Below are 23,399 nucleotides of genomic sequence, written 5' to 3'. Positions count from 1 at the left end.
TCGGTCACTCCGGTCCGAACGGCTCGGAGAGCAATGTCGTGTAGGCCCTCTCGTCGAGCCAGGTGAGGCTCTCCAGCTGCAGCGCGTCAAGGAAGACCTCGCGGCCGGTGCGCAGGCTACGGATGGCCAGGCGAAGGTCGTTGCCGTCTCGGTCGGCGCGTACCCGCACCCGGGCGAACTCGTTGCTGACTACGAGCTCGCCGTCGGCAGAGCCGATGCGCAGCCAAGAACTCGGCTCAGGTGCGCCATCAGCCCCGACATCCCGACTGCCGTCGAGGTCAGCCGCCTGGGCCTCAGAAGAAGATGGAGATGGCACGGGGCAACACCCGGTGGTCGAAGAGCACGGTCCGTTCGGCGATCTTCCAGCTCTCACCGGAGGTCACGATCCGGTCGCGACGGGAGCCGACGAAGAACTGCTCGGAGTTGGCTCGCCGGGACTGGAAGACGATGAAGTTGCACTCCGCTACCAGGTCGCCGTCCGGCCCGGGGGTGACCAGGACGTTGCTGATGAAACGACGCGTCCGCGACCGCGGCTGCTCCGAGTGGGCAAGGCCACCGGCCAAGCGCTCCATCCGCTTGGCGAGGAAACGGGCGTCCTCCTCCATGAGCGACCACTCGCCGGGGACGTGGTCCCGGTGCTGCCGCACCTCACGGGTCTCCGTGATCGGCATCCAGTAATGGACATCCTCGGTGAACAGGTCGAGCCACTCGTCGTAGCGTTGCTCGTCGAGCATCTTGGCCTCGCTGTAGAGGAAGTCCTCGACGTCGCGGCGCAGATCGGTGAGGGAATTGGTCATTTCTGCTCTCCCGGGGTGGTCATGAGTTCGAGCCAGTAGCGATAGAAGTTGCGGTGGTTCTGCTCCGAATAGTGGGGCCCCAAATGGCCGGGGTATCCCTCCTCGTGGATCTCGCCCTCGTGCCCCAGGCCCATCGCGTAGTTGAAATCCCGGGTCTGGGAGACCACCCCGCGGGCGGACTCGGTGATTTGCTCGAAGTTCTCGCCATCGTCCTGGCCAAAGATCCCGGCCGCGGCGTTCTCCTGGGACATCTGGGTGCGGGCGAAGTCCTTGACCGACTGCGGCGCGTCGCGGTCGAAGAGCGCCGTCTGCCAGACCTCGATCTCACCCGGTCCCCTCGGGTGCCATTGGAAGAGCCCGAAGACGTGGAAGACGCCGAACTTGATCCATGACAGGTTCGGGAAGATATTGCCCTGACCGAGCCCGTGCATCTCCGCCTGCAGCGGGGAGACCCGGGCCTTGAGCCGCTCGTGCACGGCGTTGACGTACTCGATCGCCTCCGGCCCGAGGAACTGAGCCATCCCGACGTCGTTCTGATAGGCCCGGCCGGGCTTGCTGATGTCGCCCATCCCGTGGCCGTGGCCGAAGTATGCGATGTAGTCGCCGAGCGTGTCGTAATCGGGGAGGAAGCCGATCTGGAAGGCCGACCCATGTGTGTAGAGCACGTGGTAGTCGTCGCCGGCGAAGTTCTCCGCCGCCAGCTTCCAGTTGGCCTTGATCCGGAACTTCATCGTGGGGCCGATCACCTCGAGCCCGCCGAGCGGCGCCTCGAAGGCCAGGTCCAGATACCAGAGCTGGTCAGCGCCGAGGTAGTCCACCAGCGGGATGGCGTCCTCGTCCCAATTGGCGAAGATGAAACCCTTGTAGTTCTCCACCCGCGGAACGGCCTTCAGACCTAGCCGCGACTTGTCCAGCTCGCCATGGTAGACGGTATCTGCGCGCGGTACACCGATCAGATCGCCGTTGTTGCTGTAGGTCCAGCCGTGGTAGGGGCAGCGGAAGAACTTCGAGGACCCGGCGTCGGTGCTACACACGGCCATGCCCCGGTGGGCGCAGGAGTTGAGCATCACCCGGATCACTCCGTCCGCACCGCGAGTGGCGATCACAGGGTCCTCGCCCATGAAGTTCGTCAGGTAGTCGCCCGGCTCACTCAACTGGGACTCGTGGCCGATGAACAACCACGTCTTGGTGAATACCCGGTCCAATTCCTTGCGGTAGATTGCCTCGTCGACGAAGACCGTTCGGCTGACGGAACCCTCGTCGGGCTTCACCAGGTCGTGCAGTCCTGCGGCGGCCACGTCAACGGGGCGTTCGCTAATGCTGGTCATGAGCGGGTCCTCTCGGGGTCTGACGGGTTGCGTGAGGTGAGATGGGAGGGCGGACCCGAACGGCCCACCTGTAAGCGGATCGTCTGGGCGTCTGCGGTATCACTGAGCGCTGTCATTGCTGGTCCAACTGTTCTGGGCCCCGAGGTTTGCCATGCCCGCGGCGTACAGGGCGCCCTGCGCGTCGAAGGGGAGGTGGGCCACGCCGGCCCGCTCGTATGACGGGGTCGCGGCTTCCAGCCGGCTGTAGATCTCCTCCATGTCCGGAGGCAGCTCATGGTCCTGCCAGGCGGCGTAGTCCCCGTAGCCGTGGTCGTAGTTCCACTCCGGCACGTAGTAGAGGCGCCCGGACGTCCCCGCGCTGTCCTGGGCGGCGAGGAAGAGCGAGATCGGCAGCAGGTGCTCGGGAATCGCCGGGCGCATGAAGTAGGCAATGCCCTGCTCGTTGAAGGCCCGGGCGGTGGCGTCGAACCACGACGCTCGGGTGTGCCCCGGCATGATCGCGTTAACCGCGACCCCGTCGCCGCGCACTTCCTCGGCGAGGTAGAAGGTCAGCGCCATCACGGCGGCCTTGGTGGCCTGGTAAGGCATCTCGACCGTCCACGGGCGCAGCCCGTGGTAGCCGCCGCCGCCGGCGACGGCCAGGACGCCACTGCTGACGACGTTGACGATGCTGCCCCGCTGCTGGGCCCGCATCGGCTCGATGAACCGGCGGATGGCCTTCAGCGTGCCGAACACGTTGACGCCGAACATCACCTCCCAGTCGCGGTCGGTCGTGTCAAGGGTGTTCCGGTGGCCTGTGGGCGGGAAGAGGGTTTCGGAGACCAGAGACGCGTTGTTCACTAGGACGTCGACGGTCCCGAACCTGTCGATTACAGCGTCTCGGGCGGCGTCGAGGGCGGCGTCGTCGGTGATGTCCATGTCGACGGCCATGCCGCTGCCGTCCGACTCCAGCTGCTTGCGGAAGTCGTCAGCGTCGTCCCACGTCAGGTCCGCTGCAACGACCTTGGCGCCGGCGCGCAACAGTCCCTCGCAGAGGGAACGGCCGATGCCGCGGGCTCCACCGGTGACAACGATGACTCGACCCGCCACCTCGCCCTGCCACTCACCGAGTGCCCGCTCGACCAGCTGACGCTGCCGCGCAGTGGCCACGGTTCCTCCACCAGACTCCGACATCCAATTCTCCTCAAGTTGGGACGGCTTTCTGCATAGCAGTACACATAAGAGCGTATGACCCTCATCACAGGCTGTCTACGGGCTATTTTGGGATCGAGCTATTCACTGGTGAAACTAGGAGCCGTGCGTGGAGCTGCGTCAACTCAGGTATCTCGTTGCGGTGGCCCGCGAGGGGTCGTTCCTCCGCGCCGCCGCCACCCTCGACGTGCCGCAGCCCTCGCTGTGGCGTTCGATCAAGGCGCTGGAGGCGGAGCTGGGCATCGCCCTCTTCAAGAGGTCCGGCCGCGGAGTACAGCTCACCGGTGCCGGGAATCAATTGCTGCCCCGCGCCCATTACCTGCTGAATCGAGCGGAGTCGGTCTCCCAGTTTGCCCACGAACTCGCTCGCGGTCGAGCGGGCGTCGTCACGGTGGCCTGCGCATATCCGCACGTGCCACGGTTCCTCGCGCCCCTGATCGGCACCTTCCGGTCGGCGCATCCCGCTACCCACGTCGCCGTCCACGAGTACTCGGGCCTGCCCGCGATCGAACAGGTGCTTAACGGGGACGTCGATCTCGCGACGGGCCTCGGGCAGGCCGACCAGCGTCTTGCGGGCCACCAGCTCGGCGACGTGCGGCTGGCGGTGGTGACCTCCGACGACCACCCGTGGCGGGGCCGGAGCCACGTCTCGGTCGCTGAATTGCGTGGCCAGCCGGTGCTCACCGGGCCCGCCGATAGCCTCACCCGGCGCCTGCTGGAGCCGGCGCTGCGGGCAGGGGGCTTCGGGCTCGACATCACGTCGGAGAGCGTCAACGCCACCACCATCGTTGCGCTCGCCCGGGCAGGGCTGGGCGTGGCCGTCATCGCCGACGACAACCTCAGTGCCGACGACTCGGCCAGATGGCCAGTGCTGGTCGACGAGCACACCCCGATGAGCGCCCCGCTGTGGATCTACTGGTCACGCGAAGGAGGCATCGCCCCGGCGGTACGGTCCTTCGTGCGCCACGTCCAGGGGACCGGCAACCGGCTGGACCGGGACGGCGGGCAGCCCAGTCCAGCCTGAGGCCCAGCCGACCTCGGACTGACCACGCCGATCAGAGCAGGAGATGGTCGATCTCCTCCGCCGCAGCTACCAGCCGAGTGAGGATGTCCTGCTCGGTCGCCGAGCTCATGCGACTGAGCGGCAGCGAGGCGTTGACAGCCAACCGCGGAGAGCGGGTCGAGGCCAGTGCGACGGCGAGGGAGGCGACACCCTCCTCGTTCTCCTCCTTGCTCGACGCGAACCCCCGGGAACGGATCGTGCGCACCGCGTCGAGAAGCTCGGTCCGGGTGCCTAGCGAATGCGGGGTGAGCTGGATGAGCCGCTCGTCGGGATAAAGCAGATGTAGCTCATCGTCAGTCAGCATGGCCAACAGCGCCTTGCCGGTGGAAGTGCAATGGGCGGGCATGTTGCGCCCCAGCCGGTTGGCCACTGCACTCACTTACGCCTGGGAACTGGATGCAGGCAGGGGAAACACGACGTCAACTCTCCGAGGTGCTCATCCGACCCCATGGCAGCGGACGACTACTGTCCGAGTCGCGGTGCTTGAGGGGCCGAGTCGAGATGCGGGACCGTAAGCCTGAATCCACCGAACGATCAGCCGCGTAGCAGCGTGTCGAACTGAAGAAAGTGCCCCCTGAACTGGGAAGATTGGAGTTCTCACACAACAAATCCACCAGGTCACGAAAGGCACTTCCGGTGAAAGTGTCCCACAAGTTCATCGACGGCTCCGCCGTGTTCGACGAGGACAACCTCGTCTCGTGCGCCGGACTGGTCCCGGTCATGACACTGGCCGAACACACCCACCTGCCGGACCTGCTCACCGAGAAGGTCTCGATCACCACCACGAAGGTCACCTCCGGAGCGGCGAACCCGGCACCGAAACTGCTCACCCTGATCGCCGGGATGTGCGCCGGCGCCGACAGCATCGACGATATCGACCTGCTGCGCTCGGGCGGCATGCCACACCTGTTCGCAGGCGTCTATGCACCCTCGACTGTGGGAACGCTGCTGCGCGAGTTCAGCTTCGGTCATGCACGTCAGCTCGAATCCGTGCTCCGCGAACACCTGATCGCACTCACCGCCCGGGTCGAGATCCTGCCCGGTCTGGCCGAGCAGGCGTTCATCGACATCGACTCGCTGCTGCGCCCGGTCTACGACCGCGCCAAACAAGGCGCCTCCTACGGACACACGAAAATCGCCGGCAAACAGATCCTGCGCAAAGGCCTGTCCCCGCTGGCCACGACCATCAGCACAGCCGACTCCACACCGATCATCACCGGCATGCGACTACGCGCCGGGAAAGCCGGATCCGGTAAAGGTGCAGGTCGGATGGTTACTCAGGCCATCGTCACCGCCCGGGCAGCGGGCGCGGCCGGTGCCATCACGGCCTGCGGTGATTCCGCCTACGGCACCCGCTCGGTCATCGCGGCATGTCTGCGCGCGAAAGTGTGTTTCTCGCTCGTCCTGGCCAAGAACACCGCCGTCCAACGCGCGATCGACTCGATTCCCGACGAGGCGTGGACCGCGGTGAAATATCCCGGTGCCGTGCGTGACCCGGACACCGGTGCCTGGATCTCCGATGCCGAGGTCGCCGAAACCACTTACACCGCTTTCGCTTCCACCAGGACTCCGGTCACCGCCCGGTTGATCGTGCGCCGCGTCAAAGACGCCCGCTTCCCCGACGCGTTGTTTCCGGTGTGGCGATATCACCCGTTTTTCACCAACACCAGCGCCCACACCGTCGATGCTGATGTCACCCATCGCCGGCACGCGATCATCGAAACCGTCTTCGCCGACCTCATCGACGGGCCCCTGGCGCACATGCCGTCGGGGAGGTTCGGGGCGAATTCGGCATGGGTGCTCTGCGCGGCGATCGCCCACAATCTGCTGCGCGCGACCGGTGTTCTTGCAGGTGGTGGGCATTCGCGCGCCCGTGGGGCGACGCTACGCCGCAAGATCGTCAACCTTCCCGCCCGATTGTGTCGACCGCAACGAAGACCGATCTTGCGACTACCCACGCACTGGCCCTGGTCGGCTGCCTGGCTTCGACTGTGGGCCAACACCATCGGCCACAGTCCGCCCTCGACCACCTGAACACTGACCGACCCGCCGAGACGGCACGACCGGAGCCGCACCGTGGAAAAGCTGAGCAGACCAGCGGTTACTTCACGCCCTGAGCCCGCACTCGTCTGGAATCCAGATCCGGATCGACCTTCAAGGACTCATCGGTGGATTCAGGCTAAGGGCGGCTACTAGCCTCGATCTTTCGTGCGGGTGACGCGCCGTCCTGAGCAGTTCAGATTGGGTGCGGAAACCTGCGGATCCGGTGTGCGGCCACGATCGGTCACCCGACCCACACGACACAGCGAACACCACCCTGGCTTTGGCGTGTGGATGTGATCGCCGGTATCGAAGCCGCTCTGACCGTCGGCGCGGTGACCGCTGATGTCGTCGCGGTCGAAGCCCGCCGGCACGCGTCCTCGGAGGTCGGTGCGGGTGGGTCTGATTCAGGCCCTCATCTCGTTGCTCGTCTCCCCGGCCGGGAGCACGTGTGTCAAGGTGACCAGCTCGTCTTGCACGTCAACGGAGTCCTGTTTGACGATCGTCAAACAGCACACCCCTCCCGTCCCCGCCTGCTTCCGCTATCATGGGATTAGTTGAGATTGTTGTTTAATCATTAGGACTAAATCATGGACAGTTATAGCGAGTTGCGAGCGGCGGTAGTGGACGCCGGCGTCTACACCACGACGATGGAAACGCTGAAGCGGATCCAGGACGCGGGACGACTGGGGATCCACGTCCGGTCCGCCATCAGCCGGGCCTTGGCCTCCCACGGGATCGGGCACCTTCCTGCCGAGTTGCCACCCAATCAGGACGACGAGGTCCGCCTCTACTTGCTCGGCACCCCCATCGCCGATGTGGTGAGAGCCGTCCTGACTCCCAGTGAGCGTGGGGATGCGATGTTGCGTTCCGTGGGCTCGTCCGATGCTCAGGAAAAGCTCGCGGTCATCCGCGATATCGTGTGCGGTTCCTCCACTGAAGGAGCGTGACGTGACGGCAGCTGCCGAGGATGTGGGGGCGGGCCGTGCATGTCTTCGTTGACGAGTCCAAGCGCGACGACTACCTCCTCTGCGCGGTGACCGTCGTACCGTCCGGCGTGGACGAGATGCGCAAACGGATGAGAGAGCTGTGCCCCAAGGGAAGCAGCCGAATCCACATGAAGTCCGTGGACAGAAAGACAGCACCCAAGATCGTGACCGAGGTCGCGAAGTTGAATGCCGACAGTCGCCTCTATGTGGTCAAGTCACGCAAGCTTTCCGAACGCGAGGCGCGGGACCTCACGCTCACTGCAGCGGCTCACGATTTGGTGGAGCTGTCGGCACGTCGTGTGGTCATCGAGTCGTGCGATCAAGATCGAGAAGACAATCGGGTGATCCGGCAGGCGGTAGGTCCGCATGCCCCGTTCGAGTACCTTCACGATCGTCCGAACAATCCGTTGCTGTGGCTTCCCGATGTTCACGCGTGGGCGTGGGGCCGGGGTGGGTCCATCCGCCGCAAGATCGAGCACCGCATCGAGGTCATCACCCTCTGAGATACGCGAAGGCCCTCTCCGGATGGAGAGGGCCTTCGCTACGTGGGATGGGCACGCAAGGCTGGAAACCACCTGGTGGAGCTGCCCCGAGGGGTACTTACGCTCCGGAGACCTCCTACACGAACCACTTCCCTCGACTACTGCCTCGGGCACCACGAACTGTACCACTTTTGTGCCGTTCCAGTACTGCTCCTGTCCTAGTTCAGCGCTACCCGGACAGCATCGCTGTGGGCGATTGATCAGTCCGTTTCGAACCCGGCCTGGTCGAATTTGAGGACGGTGGCGTTCTCGCTGACCGTGCGGATTTTGTTCTCGTCGAATCCGTTCGGGGTAGTGGCGGTGATCTCGATCCGGACTTCGAGGTGGACACCGTCTGCGGCGGCGAGGTGTTGGATGATCTCGTTGGTGATCTTGTTGAAGTCGCGGGCGTAGAAGTCCGGGTGCAGGGCGGTGGACCCGAAGAATCGGGTTTTCGCCCCCGGAGTGGTACCTCCAGTTTCACTGCGGCTACCCGTGCGTGTGGCCGTGGTGGTCTGAACCGTCGCACCAGAGGCCGGTGTCGTCTCCTCGTCACCCGCGGGCGAGTCACTTTCGTGCTGGGAGTCGCTCTCGCCCTGGGTTGCCTCGTATTCGGCGAGTTCGCGTTCGCGTTGTGCCTCGGCTCGCTCAGGCTGGACCAGCAGCATCGCGTCGGTGATCTGCGGCGGGGTTGCTTGCTCGGAGGGCAGTACCAGTCCGAGATAGTTCTGGCCGTCCCAGTCGGCAGCGAGAGCGAAGCCGGTCTGTTGCCAGATCATCTCGTCGAAGACCGTCAGCACCCCGTTCTCGAGGACTGTGCGATCGCGTAGTCGCGCCAGATAGGGGTAGGTGGTGTAGTAGTTCCACAGTTGGCCGACGCTGATGTGTCCGTCGCGGTCCCACGCGGGCTTGAGCGGGCCGGACAGATCGTGCCGGATCAGGCTGGCGCTGCGCTGCAGGGTCAGTAGCGATTCGTTGCGTAATTTCGCCGCTGCTCGTGCGGCCAGATCGGTGGTGGTCCCATCGGCTTTGAACGCCTCGATTTGGAGTTGCTGCTTCGTGGAGTCGAATTCAGTGGGCACGAGCACCCAGTGGTAGGTCTGCAGGAGTCGATCGGCGACGGCTTGCTCGTGGGTAGCGACCCGGTCGACGGCTTGCTGACGCTGCGCGGCGGTCAGGTTCAGGTCCTTGTCGGCGTTGTCGCGGATGTAGGACCAGGCCAGAAAGTCCCGGACGGCGCTGTCGAGTTCGGTCCAGCGGGCTTCATCCGCGGCAAGGAACGCGAGCATGTTGCGATGGGTGCGGGCGGCGCTGCCGCGGTGCTCGACCACCTCTCGCGCCCAGATCGCCGCCGGCGAATCTGTCTTCGCTTTGCGGTTGTGCAGATACGCCGGGGGCACGATCACCAGCCGTGCTTCCTGCACGTCCGGTACGTCGGCCGAGGACTCGGGGGCGACGTGCACGCCGGCGAAGCCGTCCGACGCGGTCTTGCGGTGCTCTTGCAGTCGGCGCACGACTTCGGCCCAGACGTCCTCCTTGTGGAGGCGTTCGGCATGGTCGCGGGCGGTGCGGGTGGTGTTGGCCTGGGTGTCGTACCAGTACAGCGACCCGGAGTTGTAGAAGTAGGTGGCGGTATTGGCCAGGTGGTTCAGCGCCGAATGGAAGTTGCCCGGCACATCCCCGGGAAGGGCGGTGCCGAGGAAGATCCGTTGCTTGTCCAGACCCTTGTGCGCAGAGGTAAGCGTCGGGGTCGCGCCCATAAAGACGGTGCGGGCCAGACGTTGGGTGGTCAGGCGCTGGCCGAGCAGCTGGTTGGTGTTGTCGACCTGGGCGGGAGCGGAGTTCGGTCCGTCGACGTCGGTGTCGATCAGCGCCTTCCACTGGTCGTCGAGGTACTGGGTGAGTTCGGTGACGACCTTGTCGGCGCGTAGCGGGATCGAGCCGGGCATGATCAACGGGGCGGTGTCGTTCTCGCGCCAGAGCTGACCGACGATGACGTTCATCAACCGCAGGACACCGCGGGTGCGCTGGAAGCGTTCGAGGGTGGACCAGTCCTGGTAGAGCCGGTCGAACAGCTCCGGGTGAATCGGATAGGAGCGGCGGATGCGTTCTTCGTAGTCGAGTTCGCGGACCTCACGGGGAAAGTCGCTGCTGTTCTTGACGTAGAACGCCACCATGGCCTTGGCGGTAGCGTTGATCTTTGCCAGGGCGGTGCTGTCCGGGGTTTCGAACAACCGGCGCCGGACGATGTGGAAGCTCTCCTCGGCGTTGGCAGCGCGCCACTGCTCAGCGACACGACCGACCGCCTTGCGCAGCATCTTCAATGCTTCGCGGCCGTTCTGTCCCCCGACTTCTTCCTCGTCACCGACGTACTCGCCATCCTTCATCTCCGCCGAGGCAGGGATGGAAATCAGCACCAACGTGCCGGGCACAGCCTTGGCCGCCTCGGTCAGGGCTTGGGCGAAGGTGAACTGGGCATCGAAGGTGCCGTCAGGCAGCTCCTCGTGGCCGAACAACAGACGCGCATAGGCGACCCATTCGTCGATGAGGATCACCGACGGGCCGAACCGCAGAAACAGCTCGCGCAGTGCTTCACCGCTGGGATTGAGCCGGTTGGTGTCGGATTCGGCGACCATCGCATAGCCTTCGGCGCCGCCGAGATGCCAGGCCAGCAGACCACCGATGGTGTTAATGCGGGTGCCGTCGGGCATCACCTTCACCGCACCAGCCTTGATCTGGGTGCCTACCAGCGCCACCCGCCGTGCAGCGGGAAGCGCGGTGCCAGCGAGCAAATCCTGGACTTCCTGCGGATAGTCCACCAGCGGCCGCCCGGACGCCAGATGCCATACCGCCAGCATGGAGTGGGTCTTGCCGCCACCGAAGTTGGTTTGCAGGTTGATGATCGGCGCAGCGTTGGGGTCGCCGGACAGGCGCCGCATTGCGGGGACGAGTAGATCTTTCAAGCCTTCGGTCAGGTAGGTGCGGGCGAAGAACTCCACCGGATCGGTGTATTCGGGGTCGCCTTCACCTCGGGAGACCATCGCCAGGTCTGCGGCGAATTCGGCGGCGTGGAAATTGCCGCTCTGCACATCCTGATGCGGGCTGAGCACCAGCCGCCACGGTTCGAGACCGTCGGCGCCGATCTCCGCTGCCGCGGAGGTCTTGACGACCTTGCGGTCCTGCTTTTCGGAGCTCAGGCGCATCAGCTCGATCCGTGAGCGTCGGGCCTCATCGGCCTGGTCCGGAGCTCCTATCGCGCGGAGGAACCGCTCTGCGGTATCGAGGGCTCGGTAGGCATCGTCGGCGGTGAACGATCCGTTGTGCGCCCAGGTGTTGCGCACATCCCGCAGTTCGGTGGCCCAGGACTGTTCGGTACGGGAGAGGTGATCGGTGAACGGATACCAGCCTTTTTGGATCTGGTTGGGGATCTGTTCGGTGATCATCCGCAGGCCGTTCTGCGGGTCGGTGCGCACATAGGTCTTCGACGCTCCGGCGCCCTTGGTCTTGTCCCGCGCCGCCAACAGCGCTGTCCAGTCCCCACCCTCCAGTTTCTTGGCCAGCACGTAGGTGTGGAACTCGTCCAGCGCGGGACCGAGAAGCTCAAAGATCCGACCGATCCGGTCGCGGTTGCTCACAGCCATGACAAGGTTCCTTCTACGTATCCAGCATCAGCTGGGTCGATGCGGTGCGGGACTCGGCGACGATGTCGTTCCAGGCCGTACCGAGAGAGTTGAACTCGATCGCAATCTGGGTACGCTTGGCGTCCTCGGCGATGGTGAACAGCAGGAACGCCAACTCCTTACACAGGTCCCGATCGATAGACTCCGGCACCCGCGACAACAAGGCCGCAGCAGCCGGCACCCCCTTCTCCGTCAGAGCGCGAGACAGGTGCATGACCACTTCCCACGTGCTGATGTGCGGGTCGGTAGCCGGGTCGTACTCCCCGTCCGCATAGACACCCCCCAACGCGGCAGGGGAGAGCAGCGCGACTTTTCCAGCACGGCTGGTGAGGATGCCGGACCGCTCTAAGTGCTCGAGGGAAGCGTTGCGGGCACGGGCCATATTGTCGGCGTCACCGAACGTTCCCGCATCGAAGCCGTGCTGACGGAACCATGCGATTGCGAACCGAGTGTCGGAGTCGAAGTCACCTTCTTGCTCGGCGAGTACCTCGTCGAGAATCTCGTTGATTCGAGCTAGTGCCGCCCGCACCGTCATCTTCGAACCGTCATCAGTCAACACGCCTGCAAAACGTGAAAATACCGCCATTCCAGGCCCGATCGCCGCCTGGGGCAGATCCACTGGGGCGATAGCGCCTTGCTGCAGTTCACGCAACGCGTCAGGCAGTTCGTCCTTGAGTGCATTGATGAATCCCCGACGATCGAGCGTGGTCGCGTTCTCGGGACGGGGTCGCAGCGCTAGGACGATAGAAGAAGCGAGGGCATTCGTGCCCTGCGATAACATGCGGTTCCCCAATTCGCTGCGCATCGGCCACGTAGCAGTAATGGCCCAACCAGAACGAACCATGCCCTCCAACAGAGTTTCCCAACCAGTAGATGCTTCCCCGCTATCGTTGGTGTCCTGCTGCTTGAAGGCGTAGTACACGGTAATTGGGTAGTCCGGTAGGGCCACCTCTCGTGCACGTCGGAAGACTTCGCGGAATCCGTCTTCGAAGAACTTGTGTGCTCCCTCCCTGCCGTTATGGCGGTAAGGATTGGCTACGAGTTCTTCCGCTTTAGGAACCAGCATGGTGCTGAGAAGATTTGGGTGGACAGGTCGCAGAGATCGGCGAAGCCATACGTAGAAGAAGTCGGACAGATCGGAATATCCGATGTTGTCGTAGTAAGGCGGGTCGGTGGAGAGAAGAACCGGTTGGCCAACTGATACCTGAGCATCAGCCTGTCTCGCTACTCCGGGTTTTCCCGATGGTCCCTTGTCGAGTACTCGACTCACCCAAAGAAGGTCCTCAAGATAGTCGCCACCCGAACCTCCCCATGGGTTGGACTCAGCAAAATCCCAGCTCATCGGCAGAGCTTGGCGTGCAAATACGCTGCGAACGGCTTCCATCTTGGGGCTCGAATCCCAGGAGCAAATTGTCGAGGACTTGTTGGTCATCCGACTGATCGCGAATCCCAAGTACGTCGCTACTGCGTCCGCGTACGCTGCTGCGCCGGTGCCGCCAGATTCCAGTCGCTCGCCTTTGGTCACACCAGCAGCAAGTGCGTCTGCAAGAACGTGTTCCCGCGCTTCAGTAACAAGCTCGCTGAAAGTCGTGAGTGCGGTGAGCTGACGGGGAGTAAACAAGTCAGCGAACGTTGTCATCCCGTAGTTGGGTGTCTTGAAGTCCCGCGGATTGTTCGCCAAGTCGCCGTCTGGCACGTCCTCTGGACGGTCAACGTGCGCTGCCACTTCATGCTCCGGCGTGGGCTTCAGGTAGATTCGGGTGCGCTTTCCTTCAGCCGCGATTGCCATGAGCTGTGCACCCATACGCCCAGCCCGTCCTTCTGCGCGGATGTATTTCAGATCGACAGCGGCACCGCACCCGATACACACGGCGCCGGCGCGTCCCACTGTGCCGTCGGTGTCCTTGGTGGGTGCCTTCTTCGGATCATGGCCGATGTTGAATTCGACCTTGCCGTCTACAACCGTGGGGACGACGTAGGCTTCCTTGTTCTTTTTCTTGCCGAGCCACCACTTGCTTGTCAGCGGCATGGCGATGCCACAGGCGGGGTTGGGGCAGGTGACGGTGCGCGCCCAGATCCATGCAATGACGTTGGCTTCTGATCCATCCGGCAATGACGCCCTTGGGTAGAGGTAACCGATGCGTTTTTCGGCCTCGTCGCGCATCCACTGTCCATAGCGGCGGACGTCTTCGGCGAGTCCAGTGGCACGCGGCCAGGTAGTGATCTGCGCGTCTGCCGCCCCCGGGAACACGGGTGGACGTCCGGCAAACTTCGGAGGAATCTCGATCAGCGCTTTGTTGATGAGCACTGCGACCGGGTTGAGGTCAGAAGCGTGCGCTTCGAGACCAAGACGCTGCGCTTCGAGGGGAATTGACCCTCCTCCCGCGAAGGGGTCGAGGATCGAAGGGGGATTACCTGCGGTGGAAGCGAGGATCTCTTCACGCGCTCTACGTAGCAGGTTCTCGTCGCCGGCGTTTTCCCACACCACCAACTGTTCGATGATTTCGTGCAGGCGTCTGCGTTCCCGGTCGACGGCCTCGTCGGTAGGAAATCGATCAGGAAAGGAGGACGGATCGTCAACGAGTTGCGCGAAGAGCACAGCGCGGGCGGTAGCCAGGGGCTTACGGGACCACCACAGATGCAGGGTAGACGGGTGACCGTGGCGGATCGACTTCTCGCGAGCCGATTCGGCGTTGATCTTCTCCAGCGGCAGCGCGACCTCGATGAGCTTGCGACGAGGAACAGCGGGGGTGTCGGCAATCACGAGGCGGGGTCCTTCTCTACGTACATCGGTGCTACGGGAGCGTGGTTACGGGAAACAGTAGTGGCCGGGCGTGCCAGGATCCGGCAGCGGTGCCCGATCAGGCCGGGACGGTGAGGCTGCTAGGAGGGTGGTCCGCCTTTCGCCCAGGTCTTGGCCCAGTGCAGGCGTACCTCGGTGGCAGCAAGATCGCCCAGGTCGATGCGGCGGAACGGCTCATGCACATACCGCAGCTGGTCGTGGTCGGGACCGCGGTCGCTGACCGAGACCATGGCAAGGCGGTGACGGTCAGGGACGTTCTTGCCGTAGAGGACTTCGTTGAAGGTGACGGTGAAGTCCTCGGATCCTTCGATGCGGCCCTTGACCTCGATGAACACGTAATGCCCGTCCTGCGGGTCGAGGGAGCGGATGTCGTAGCCCTTGTTGTTGTGCGGCATCTCCTCCGGGATGCGTCCGAGGGCGTGTTCGGCGGCGAGGACCTTGTCGACGGCGCGGCGTTCGATGCGAGCCGTTTCCTTGGCATACCGGGCGGGGGCGCCGGGCAGCATCCCAGCGGGGATGACCAGCACCGCGCCGGCGATCTGCGGGGGTTTGGCTGCCAGGCGGGATTGCAGGTCGAGTTCGGTGGTGCGGGCGGTGAGGCGGGTTTCGAGGTCGCGGGCGCGGGCCTCGAGCCGGTCGGGGCTGTGCCGGGGTTTGGCGTGCCGGCCCTGGGTGCGGGTGGCCAGGACGTCGCGTAGGCGGGCGGCTTCGCTGTCGAGATAGTTGATCTGCTGGGTGAGGCGTTTGTGCACCGCAGCTCGGGTCTTGTCGAGCAGCGGCAGGACGCGGTCTTTGACCTGGGCGAGATGTTCGGGTTGGGCGTGGGTGATGGCCCAGGTGGCGGCGAGTTGCTCGACCCCGCCGGCAAGCCAGCTACGGCCGAGGACCTCGTCGGCGATGGTGCGTGCCTCGGAGGGAAGAGGCTGTAGGTCCAGATAGGGCGCCGGCCCGCACAAGGTGGCGGTGCCATCGGGGGTGAGGGTGATGAAGTCGAAACGCTTGGACACCACCACGCTGGTGCCGTCGCTGATCTCACCGGTCACCGCCACGATCAACCGGGGGTGTTCGGCCGGATCGTGCGGGTCGAACAGCACGGTTCCGGTCTCCAGCGCCTGCTGGTGGGTTTCGATAGTGGCGTCGAGAACGGTGTCGAGCAGCGGGTGGCCGGGGGCGAGGAGTTCGGCGCGTGGTGCGGTGGGCTCGCCCAGGTCGATGCGGTCGGGATCGAAGGTGACCCGCTGATAGCGCGAGACGATCGGCACCGCCGCGCCCGGGCGTTGCCGGGCCCGCACAGTCGCGGGGACGTGGGTGATCTCGAACCGCCCTGCTTCCCGGCGAGGCAGGCGACCTCCGAGACGAGAGAACGCATCGTGGAAGAACGCGGCGATGTAATGCGGCTGCAGCCGCCGGGCGCGAGCTTCGTCCATCTCGCGGCGCAGCCGGTCGAGTTCGTGCGGAGCCAGGGCTTCATGCGCCAGGGCGCGTTCTTCGAGCAGGGTGTCCAGACCGCGGGAGACTTCGGCATCGACGACCTGGTCGAGAGCGGCCAGACGGGCCGGGTCATCGCCGTAGCGGATCGCATCGAGCAACAACGCGCGCAGCGGTCGGTCGGTGAAGGCATCGCCGAGGACATCGAACAACCGGCCACCGTAGGCACGACGCTGGGTTTCCATCTTCTCGAGCAGCCGGGTGAACACGTGCCCTTCGCGGGTGCCGTCGGCGACGAGATTCCACAGCCGGCAGGTGTTGCGCTGGCCGATACGGTGGATCCGCCCAAAGCGCTGCTCGAGCCGGTTGGGATTCCACGGCAGGTCGTAGTTGATCATCAGATGGGCGGCCTGCAGGTTCAACCCTTCCCCGGCCGCATCGGTGGCGATGAGCACCTGGGTATCGGGATCGTGGGTGAACTGTTCACGGATCGTACGGCGGTCCTCGCGACGGGTACTGCCGTGGATGGTGACCACCGCGTCTTCACGACCGAGGATGTTGCGGATCTGGGCAGTCAGATAGTCCAGGGTGTCGCGGTGTTCGGTGAACACGATCAGCTTGCGCGGGGCACCCTGGGCATCGCGCAGCAGATTCCGGTCCAGCAGCAGCGAGCGTAGTTCGGCCCATTTGCGGTCCTCGCCGGAGTCGCGGACCTGCTCGGCGAGGGCGACGAGCACCCCGAGGCGGGCGATTTCGATGTCGAGTTCGGCGACGGTCTGCGCCGCAGTGGCGGCGTCGACGACCTGCTCTTCCATCTCTTCGCGTTCACTGGCGTCGTACTCGTCCGGATCGTCGAAGTCGATCCCGGTCAGGGCGAAGTCGTCGACCCGGCTCGTCGGGGTGGGGGTGAGCAGGTCGCGGCGTTTGGCGCCGAGGCGTTCGCGGCGGCGTTGCAGCGAGCGGACGATCGCGTGCGGGGAGGACGCCAGGCGCCGTTGCAGCACGGTCAGGGCGAAGCCGACGGTGCGGGCGCGGGGGTTATCGGCGCCGAGCCGGTCGGCGCGGTTCATCTCCTCGCGCACGTAGCGGGTGACCTCGTCGTAGAGCTGGCGTTCGCCGTCGGAGAGGGTGTACGGCACGGTCTCGGCGATGCGTTCGGGGAACAGTGGGGTGCCGTCGAAGGTGAGGAGCTCTTCTTTGACCATGCGGCGCATCAGCCCGGAGGTGTCGGTGGTGTGCGCGCCGGAGCGGTATTCGCCTTCGAACCGGTCGGGGTCGAGCAGTGCCATGAACGCCTGGAAGCTGGTTTCGTTGCCGTTGTGGGGGGTGGCGGTCATCAGCAGCAGGTGCCGGGTGATCTGCCCGAGGCGCTGGCCGAGCTGGTAGCGGCGGGTGACGTCGAGTTCGCCGCCGTACCAGGTGGCCGACATGCGGTGTGCCTCGTCGACGACCACCAGATCCCAGTCGCTGGTGTCGAGCAAGGCGAGCAGGTCGTCGTTGCGGGCGAGCTGGTCCATCCGGGCGATCAGCAGCGGATAGCGTTCGAAGGGGTTCGCGTCCGGGCTCGAGGCGATCATCTCGCGCGAGAGCAGCTGGGCGTCGATGCCGAATTTGGTGGCCAGCTCGTCCTGCCACTGCTCGACCAGCGAGCCGGGTGCGACGATCAACATGCGGGTCAGGTCCCCGCGCAGCATCAGTTCTTTCGCGTAGAGCCCGGCCATGATCGTCTTGCCGGCGCCGGGGTCGTCGGCGAGGACGAACCGCAGCGGGGTGCGGGGCAGCAGCTCGCCGTAGACGGCACGGATCTGGTGCGGCAAAGGATCGACCGCGCTGGAGGAGACCGCCACCATCGGATCGTGCAGGCCGGCCATGCGAATACGCAGCGCTTCGGCGGCGAGGCGGAACTCGGCCGGATCGGCATCGAACGACCACCGGGCCTGCGGTGTCTCGATCCGCAGCCGTTCCTCATCGGTCCGATAGAGCAATTGTTGACCCAGACCGCCAGCGGTGTCCTTGAAGGTCACCGTCACCGCGTCCGGGCCGTGCCGGTCGACATCGACCAAGGTGACGGGACCGGGTTGCACACCACGAAGCACCTGGCCACGGTCGAGATCCTCGAGCCGCACCGGCATCCCTACCGGTGATGAAGCTGCCACCGTCCTGTCACTCTCCCCTGCGTTGTCGCCTTACAGATGTGATCGTTTGCGGGGCGAAGAATGCCACACATCACTTTTATCGTTCTGGGCTCGGGAACCTTTGGGTAGCGGGCACGGCGTGCATGGAATGACGAGGTTCGTGACGTGGGCCGAGCGGATTCATCCGCCAGACGTGCAGGAGTCTGCATCCTGGAGGGCATATGTCGGAAGTGTCTGAGATGCTCCAGTTGCCGAGATGGTTCTGAAGGGATGAGCATGGCCATTTTCTATTTCGATATCGGTGGTTCACCGATTGCGTTCCGGCGGATGGAAGGGGACAAGTTCCTCTTTGACAAGCGCGGAAAGTGGATCGGATGGTTCCCCTGGGGGGATGCCGATGCCGTCGACAAGAAGGGGAAGTACTTGGGGACGGTGGTAGGTAATCGGCTTCTGCACCGCACGTTTCAACCCTATCGCGGATACCCGGGATACCCCGGATACCCTGGGTACGCTGGTTATCCGGGGTATCCCGGTCACGCCGGTCATGCCGGGTACCAGAGCGGATTCAAAGATGTCGACCCCAGTCGACTGCAGGGATAGGGGTAAGTCCCGGAGAGTGGCGGGAATCGGGGACTGCCCCCGCCCCGGGATCTCGTGCGCACACGGGGCGCGCTCCCTCTGATTGGCACAATACGGGGTGTGACGATCACACGCGCCAAACTTGTCGAGACGTATGGACAGGCGATCCTGTCCGGGAATGCCGCCGTCTTTGTGGGCGCGGGCCTCTCGCGGGCTGCTGGGTATCCGGACTGGGGTTCACTACTGAAGCCGATGCAAGATCGCTGTGATATTCCGGGCCACGCCGATCTGCCGTTGGTCGCCGAGTACATCGCACTGGACCGTGGAAACGGCGGCCGCGACGCGCTGGAGACCCACATCCTCACTACCATGATCGAGATTCCACCCGAACCGACATCGAGCCACCGGGATCTGCGACGTCTCGACATCAAGGAGATTTGGACTACCAACTACGACCGATTGCTGGAAACTGCCATTCCCGAGGCCGTCGTCGTGGCTGGAGAGAACCACGTTCATAACATTGCCTCGCGCCGGCGAGCGATCATCAAGATGCACGGCAGCATCGACGACCGTAATAAGTGGGAACTCCAGCCTGTCATCACACGTACCGATTACGAACGCTACGAACTGGCGCATCCTCGCACTTGGACCGTGCTCCGATCGTCGTACATGAGCCGCACCATGCTCTTCCTGGGATTCAGTTTCACCGACCCCAACATCGAGATACTCCTCCGCCTTGCCCGCACCCTGGGGACCGCATCCGCCGACCGCCACATCGCCGTGATGAAACCCCCTAATGGTGCCGATGACACACCGGAAGACCTACGCCGGTATCGACTCCAGGCCGCCGACCTCGAGAACAGCGGCGTCACCGTCTGCGAGATCAACGATCACGACGAGATCCCTGATCTGCTCGCCGAGCTGGTGCTGCGTACCCGCCCGCCACACCTGTTCGTCTCGGGCAGCAGCAGAATCGAAAACGCAACGCCGGAGCAAGACGAAGAGATCTTGGGCCCCTGGTGCGCAGCGCTCGCTGCCACCCTCGTCGATGAATCGACATGGACAATCGCCAGCCTCGGTGGCCCGGCCGGCTGGTACACCTCGCGGGACGTCGCGCGGATGCGGCGGAAGGAAGGGACCTACGACCCCAGCAAACTTATGATCCATTTTCGTGGGAAGGACGAACCCCCTGTGGTGCCGCCAGAGAGAGTCGGGACCTCCATTTACTCCGATCTCCCGCGCAAGGAACTCGTCACAAGTGTCCTGGACGACTGTCGGGCGCTCGTTGCCATCCGTGGGGGCGCACGAACCGCCGAGGAGATCGGTTGGGCGGCAGATCGACGGGTCGCGGTGATTCCTATCGCCGCCGCCGGTGGCGCCGCACGTGAGTACTGGGAAGCTCACAGGGGCAACCCTCCAACTATCGGCAGCCGTGCCACCGAGCGCGCGACGTGGGAGAGGCTCAACGATGCCGACCCGACCATCACCGCCCGCGCCGCAAAATCCCTGATCAAGCAGGCCATGTACGAGTCACAATCCACTTCGTGATGCGTGTCGTACAGCCCTCGTACCATGACTGTCATGGAGGATGACAACCTGCGGCAGGCCGCGATCGTGGTGGCTTCTCTCGAGCTGCTCCCGGCACAGCCCAGCGATCTCACCTACATTTTGCGCGACCCCGCCCAGTTCCGCGCTCTGCTGGATCCGAGTCTCCTGGATCCGAGCAATAGATCGTCGGATTCTGAGCTGGTCCGATACCTCCATGACAGCCTAGATCACGCGCGAATCGAATACTGGCACAAGCAGATCGACATTTTGGCCAGGGATGGCGTCGCCCGGCCCCTCCTGTCCTCGGACACCTGCGATGCCCCGGGCTACCCGGCACGGCTTGCCGAGTGCTGGGACGCACCTCCGATATTGTTCGCCACCGCAGCCCTGGACCGTGAATCCTCCTCCGTAGCAATCATCGGTAGCAGATCCGCCGGTACAGAAGTCATCCGTGACACCCACGAGCTGGCCGCAGATCTCGCGGCCACCGGAACGACGATCGTGTCCGGTTTGGCCCTCGGCGTTGACGCCGCCGCACACGAAGGAGCACTGGCAGCGGACGGAGCCACCGTCGCTGTGATGGGGACCGGTATCACCCGCATCTACCCCGAGCAGAACATCGATCTGGCTCACCGGATACGCAAGAACGGGGTGTTGGTATCGCAGTTCGCGCCGTATGCCCCGAGAACTCGCACCTCGTTCCTGCGCCGCAATCACGTGATCGCCGGCCTCAGCGATATCAGCATCATCATGTCCGGTGAGTCCCGTAGCGGCAGCCGACACGAGATCGAGCAAGCCATCGGATACGGCCGACCAGTCCTGATGTGGTCACCCGCCCTCGAACACCAAGATTGGGCGCAGAAGCTCGCCGACGGCGGCAAAGCTTCCTTTATCACCAGCGCTGAGGAGGTTCGGCGCACGCTCGACGGGATCGACCAGTGATCGAGCACATCGATCCGCATCTTTGGGAATTGTCCGAGAAGGCAATCCCCGAATTGGTACCGCCTCCCACCGATGGTCAGCCTGAAACCTGCTGGCGCTGTCGCACGTGGACGGAATGGACGACTGGGGAATGCTGGAACTGCGCGAAGAATAGGAAGACCCTAGGCGTGCCAGCACCACCGCTGGACATGATCTCGTTGTACAACAAGCCATCACAGCTACGCGAATGGCTGACCTGCTACAAGGGCCGTATCGACGAAAGTGAACCCTTTATCCCCGAGTACGTCGACGTCGTCAAAGCACTGATCGCCAGGTTCCTGTACGAACACGGTGCGCGCATACAAGCACGAAGTTCGGTTGACGTGATCACGGTCGTCCCCTCGTCTAGTCGGACGGGCCCACACCCACTCGAGACCATCCTTCGAGACCTGCCACTGCAGGTTCCCGTAGTAACCCTGCTACGCCGTGGATCAGGAACGTTGTCGTTCAACAAGCCGTCCACTGACGGATTCGTCTCCGTGGACGGCCCCACCCGGCGGGTCCTACTCGTAGACGACGTGTGCACCACCGGTGCCCGTATCAACAGCGCCGCGTATGCACTCGACGCTGCCGGGCATCACCTTGCCGGTCACTTTGTGGTCGCCCGCCGTGTCAACGTCGGCTACAAGAACACCCCGGCATTCTGGGCAGGACAGAAGGCAAAACAGTTCTCCTGGGAACAGAGCCCGTTGGTCAACAGCCAGCATCCGGGTACACAGATCGAGGCATGACCGCTGACGCCACGATCGGACTGCGTCCGGCCAGGCATGTCAGAACATCAGATAGTCTCCTGCGCTATGCCCCGAGATAGTGAGTCGCGGTGAAACCTGCTCTCAGTCGCCGCGAGATGTATGAGCCGGTCAGTGCCCACATGCAGGACATGGGATTCGATCGGGTCAGCACCCGCCGAGGCAACACCGACGATCTGTTCCACATCGACGGCCACGATGTCGTCGGGCGCGGAACGACCACCCCGACACCGATCGACGAGCATCATCTCCGGCAGCTCCACGAGACGGTGTACCTGAAGAAGGGCAACGCTCAGTGGGTGCACTTCTCCTACGGCGGATACACCCGGGCTGCACGAGCATTCGCCGACAGCACAGGAATCGCGTTGTTCGAATTCAAACTCGGTGGGCGGATCGCACCTCGATCCGAGACAGCGACACAGTGGTACCGGCGCAGACCGCTCGACCGATGGAAGCGCCAGTTCATCTGGGCATTGATCGTCATGGCGGCCGCATCGTTGGTCGTCATCGCCGTCATCAAAGTTCCGACGGTGGGTTGGGTTCTTGCTGTTCTCGTCCTCGTCGCCATCGTCGGACCCGTCGTTCGCCTGGTGACCAGAACCGGGTAGCCGAGCAGGACATCACCTCGCGGGTGATGCGGCGCGGACGACTGCACCCAGCAGCAGCACCCGCTCAAGGACCACATGTATAGATGACCTGAAGATCATCGGTACTGCTCGTACATCGATCTCCATGGAAGAAAGGCACGCGCCCGATGAACGACTCGACTCCCGGGTGGCGGCCCGACCCTCACGACCCGACGGTATTGCGGTACTGGGACGGACAGCAATGGACGTCCAACACCCGCATCCGGACCGAACCGGTGCCGGAACCAGAGTCACCGACATTGCAGAACTCGACTTCGTCGTGGGGACGTGGGCACTCTCTTCTGCTAGGAGCGGTACTAGCGACCATTCTGGTCATCATGATCGGCGGCATCTTCGTCGAAGGCAGCGACGACACCGAAGCCTCTGTCCGCGCCGAGGACACCAGCAGTGAGCCTGCAGCCCCGCCCGAGACCACGGCGCCCCCCGTGCCGCCCGAGACCGTGGACACCTCGACCCTCGCGCCCCCGCCTGAGACCACGGCCGTCGAACCTGCCACCGATCTGGGTGTGCCGCTGCGCGACGGTAGTTTCGAGATCGTCGTGCACTCGTGGAACAACTCGACTGCCGAGATCACGGTGACCAATATCGGTACGGGTCCCCGGGTGTTCCGGTTCGGTGACCTCGATGCGTTCGACTCGCAGGAGCGTCGCTTCAGCCCGACTGTCAACACGCTCTCACCTCTTGCCTACCCGACCCTGAACCCTGGGGAAGCGGCCTCCGGGGAGCTCTACTTTGAGATGAGTGGAGCGGAACCGGACTATCTGTTGTTCGAGGATTCGTTGACGTTGTTCTCCGAAGGGGTCCGGATTCGGTTGCGGTGATCGGGCGGGCAGCATGAATCTCGTTCGTTTGTCCTCGTGTCCGGCAAGCCGAATCAGCGGATACACGAGTCCGGTCTTGTTCTCACGCTCTTCGAACCT

At 64.0% G+C, this 23,399-nt stretch carries 17 protein-coding genes and 1 pseudogene; 10 read left to right on the top strand and 8 right to left on the bottom strand.

Translation table 11 applies throughout. The features are described from left to right. Nucleotides 1-4: 4 nt before the first annotated feature. From AC6CID_RS22690 to AC6CID_RS22675, 4 genes are all read right to left on the bottom strand, one after another. Complete coding sequence (locus tag AC6CID_RS22690; protein WP_157126999.1) at nucleotides 5-316, bottom strand: hypothetical protein; 312 nt, start codon at nucleotides 314-316, stop codon at nucleotides 5-7. Next, a complete protein-coding gene (locus tag AC6CID_RS22685; protein ID WP_019287416.1) occupies nucleotides 294-797 on the bottom strand; it encodes an aromatic-ring-hydroxylating dioxygenase subunit beta in 504 nt (167 codons plus the stop codon). The genes AC6CID_RS22690 and AC6CID_RS22685 overlap by 23 nt, the downstream gene beginning before the upstream one ends. Then, entirely contained in the window at nucleotides 794-2,095 is a 1,302-nt protein-coding gene (locus AC6CID_RS22680; protein WP_418346010.1) for an aromatic ring-hydroxylating dioxygenase subunit alpha, read from the bottom strand. Before AC6CID_RS22680 ends, AC6CID_RS22685 begins: the two co-directional genes overlap by 4 nt. Nucleotides 2,096-2,224: 129 nt before the next feature. Beyond that, nucleotides 2,225-3,298, bottom strand: a complete 1,074-nt coding sequence (locus AC6CID_RS22675) for an SDR family oxidoreductase (RefSeq protein ID WP_037215456.1) — start codon at nucleotides 3,296-3,298, stop codon at nucleotides 2,225-2,227. A gap of 127 nt (nucleotides 3,299-3,425) precedes the next feature. Between AC6CID_RS22675 and AC6CID_RS22670 the strand changes: the two genes are divergently transcribed. Then, nucleotides 3,426-4,340: a LysR family transcriptional regulator gene (locus AC6CID_RS22670; protein WP_498354530.1), complete on the top strand. Its 915-nt coding sequence runs from the start codon at nucleotides 3,426-3,428 to the stop codon at nucleotides 4,338-4,340. A 31-nt stretch (nucleotides 4,341-4,371) separates the two neighbouring features. Here the strand turns inward: AC6CID_RS22670 and AC6CID_RS22665 are convergent, their stop codons facing one another. Beyond that, entirely contained in the window at nucleotides 4,372-4,758 is a 387-nt protein-coding gene (locus tag AC6CID_RS22665; protein WP_228045252.1) for an IclR family transcriptional regulator domain-containing protein, read from the bottom strand. A 257-nt stretch (nucleotides 4,759-5,015) separates the two neighbouring features. Here AC6CID_RS22665 and AC6CID_RS22660 point away from each other — a divergent pair, with 257 nt between their 5' ends. The 3 genes from AC6CID_RS22660 (at nucleotide 5,016) to AC6CID_RS22650 (ending at nucleotide 7,911) form a co-directional block, all read left to right on the top strand. Beyond that, entirely contained in the window at nucleotides 5,016-6,413 is a 1,398-nt protein-coding gene (locus tag AC6CID_RS22660) for an IS1380 family transposase (RefSeq protein WP_498354529.1), read from the top strand. Between the two features lie 596 nt (nucleotides 6,414-7,009). Then, nucleotides 7,010-7,369: a hypothetical protein gene (locus AC6CID_RS22655; RefSeq protein ID WP_019291301.1), complete on the top strand. Its 360-nt coding sequence runs from the start codon at nucleotides 7,010-7,012 to the stop codon at nucleotides 7,367-7,369. Between the two features lie 86 nt (nucleotides 7,370-7,455). Next, the gene (locus AC6CID_RS22650) at nucleotides 7,456-7,911 is read left to right on the top strand and encodes a hypothetical protein (RefSeq protein ID WP_498354528.1); all 456 of its coding nucleotides are present in this window, start codon (nucleotides 7,456-7,458) and stop codon (nucleotides 7,909-7,911) included. 239 nt (nucleotides 7,912-8,150) lie between these two features. On the opposite strand, the gene AC6CID_RS22645 is transcribed toward AC6CID_RS22650, so the two are convergent. The 3 genes from AC6CID_RS22645 to AC6CID_RS22635 all read right to left on the bottom strand — a co-directional run bounded on the left by AC6CID_RS22645 (nucleotide 8,151) and on the right by AC6CID_RS22635 (nucleotide 17,972). Next, the gene (locus AC6CID_RS22645; RefSeq protein ID WP_498354527.1) at nucleotides 8,151-11,570 is read right to left on the bottom strand and encodes a Swt1 family HEPN domain-containing protein; all 3,420 of its coding nucleotides are present in this window, start codon (nucleotides 11,568-11,570) and stop codon (nucleotides 8,151-8,153) included. Between the two features lie 13 nt (nucleotides 11,571-11,583). After that, complete coding sequence (locus AC6CID_RS22640; protein ID WP_498354526.1) at nucleotides 11,584-14,373, bottom strand: DUF1156 domain-containing protein; 2,790 nt, start codon at nucleotides 14,371-14,373, stop codon at nucleotides 11,584-11,586. 119 nt (nucleotides 14,374-14,492) lie between these two features. Next, nucleotides 14,493-17,972 (bottom strand): helicase-related protein, encoded by a 3,480-nt coding sequence (locus AC6CID_RS22635; RefSeq protein ID WP_498354535.1) that lies wholly within the window; start codon nucleotides 17,970-17,972, stop codon nucleotides 14,493-14,495. 702 nt (nucleotides 17,973-18,674) lie between these two features. Between AC6CID_RS22635 and AC6CID_RS22630 the strand changes: the two genes are divergently transcribed. The 6 genes and pseudogenes from AC6CID_RS22630 to AC6CID_RS22605 all read left to right on the top strand — a co-directional run bounded on the left by AC6CID_RS22630 (nucleotide 18,675) and on the right by AC6CID_RS22605 (nucleotide 23,300). Continuing rightward, entirely contained in the window at nucleotides 18,675-20,102 is a 1,428-nt protein-coding gene (locus AC6CID_RS22630) for an SIR2 family protein (protein WP_308257116.1), read from the top strand. Nucleotides 20,103-20,135: 33 nt separating this feature from the next. After that, nucleotides 20,136-21,044, top strand: a complete 909-nt coding sequence (locus AC6CID_RS22625; RefSeq protein WP_220667112.1) for a DNA-processing protein DprA — start codon at nucleotides 20,136-20,138, stop codon at nucleotides 21,042-21,044. Next, nucleotides 21,041-21,814: a ComF family protein gene (locus tag AC6CID_RS22620; protein ID WP_220667111.1), complete on the top strand. Its 774-nt coding sequence runs from the start codon at nucleotides 21,041-21,043 to the stop codon at nucleotides 21,812-21,814. The genes AC6CID_RS22625 and AC6CID_RS22620 overlap by 4 nt, the downstream gene beginning before the upstream one ends. Nucleotides 21,815-21,903: 89 nt before the next feature. Then, on the top strand, nucleotides 21,904-22,440 hold the full coding sequence (locus AC6CID_RS22615; RefSeq protein ID WP_220667110.1) for a hypothetical protein: 537 nt from the start codon (nucleotides 21,904-21,906) through the stop codon (nucleotides 22,438-22,440). 146 nt (nucleotides 22,441-22,586) lie between these two features. Continuing rightward, nucleotides 22,587-22,688, top strand: a pseudogene (locus AC6CID_RS22610) (DUF2510 domain-containing protein); the annotation flags it as partial. A 108-nt stretch (nucleotides 22,689-22,796) separates the two neighbouring features. Continuing rightward, nucleotides 22,797-23,300 (top strand): DUF4352 domain-containing protein, encoded by a 504-nt coding sequence (locus AC6CID_RS22605; protein WP_220667116.1) that lies wholly within the window; start codon nucleotides 22,797-22,799, stop codon nucleotides 23,298-23,300. Nucleotides 23,301-23,399: the final 99 nt, after the last annotated feature.

The organism is Rhodococcus sp. GQ147 (genome assembly GCF_059759155.1).
The sequence above is the reverse complement of the archived record's forward strand: the minus strand, read 5'-3'. Positions and strand labels throughout refer to the sequence as shown.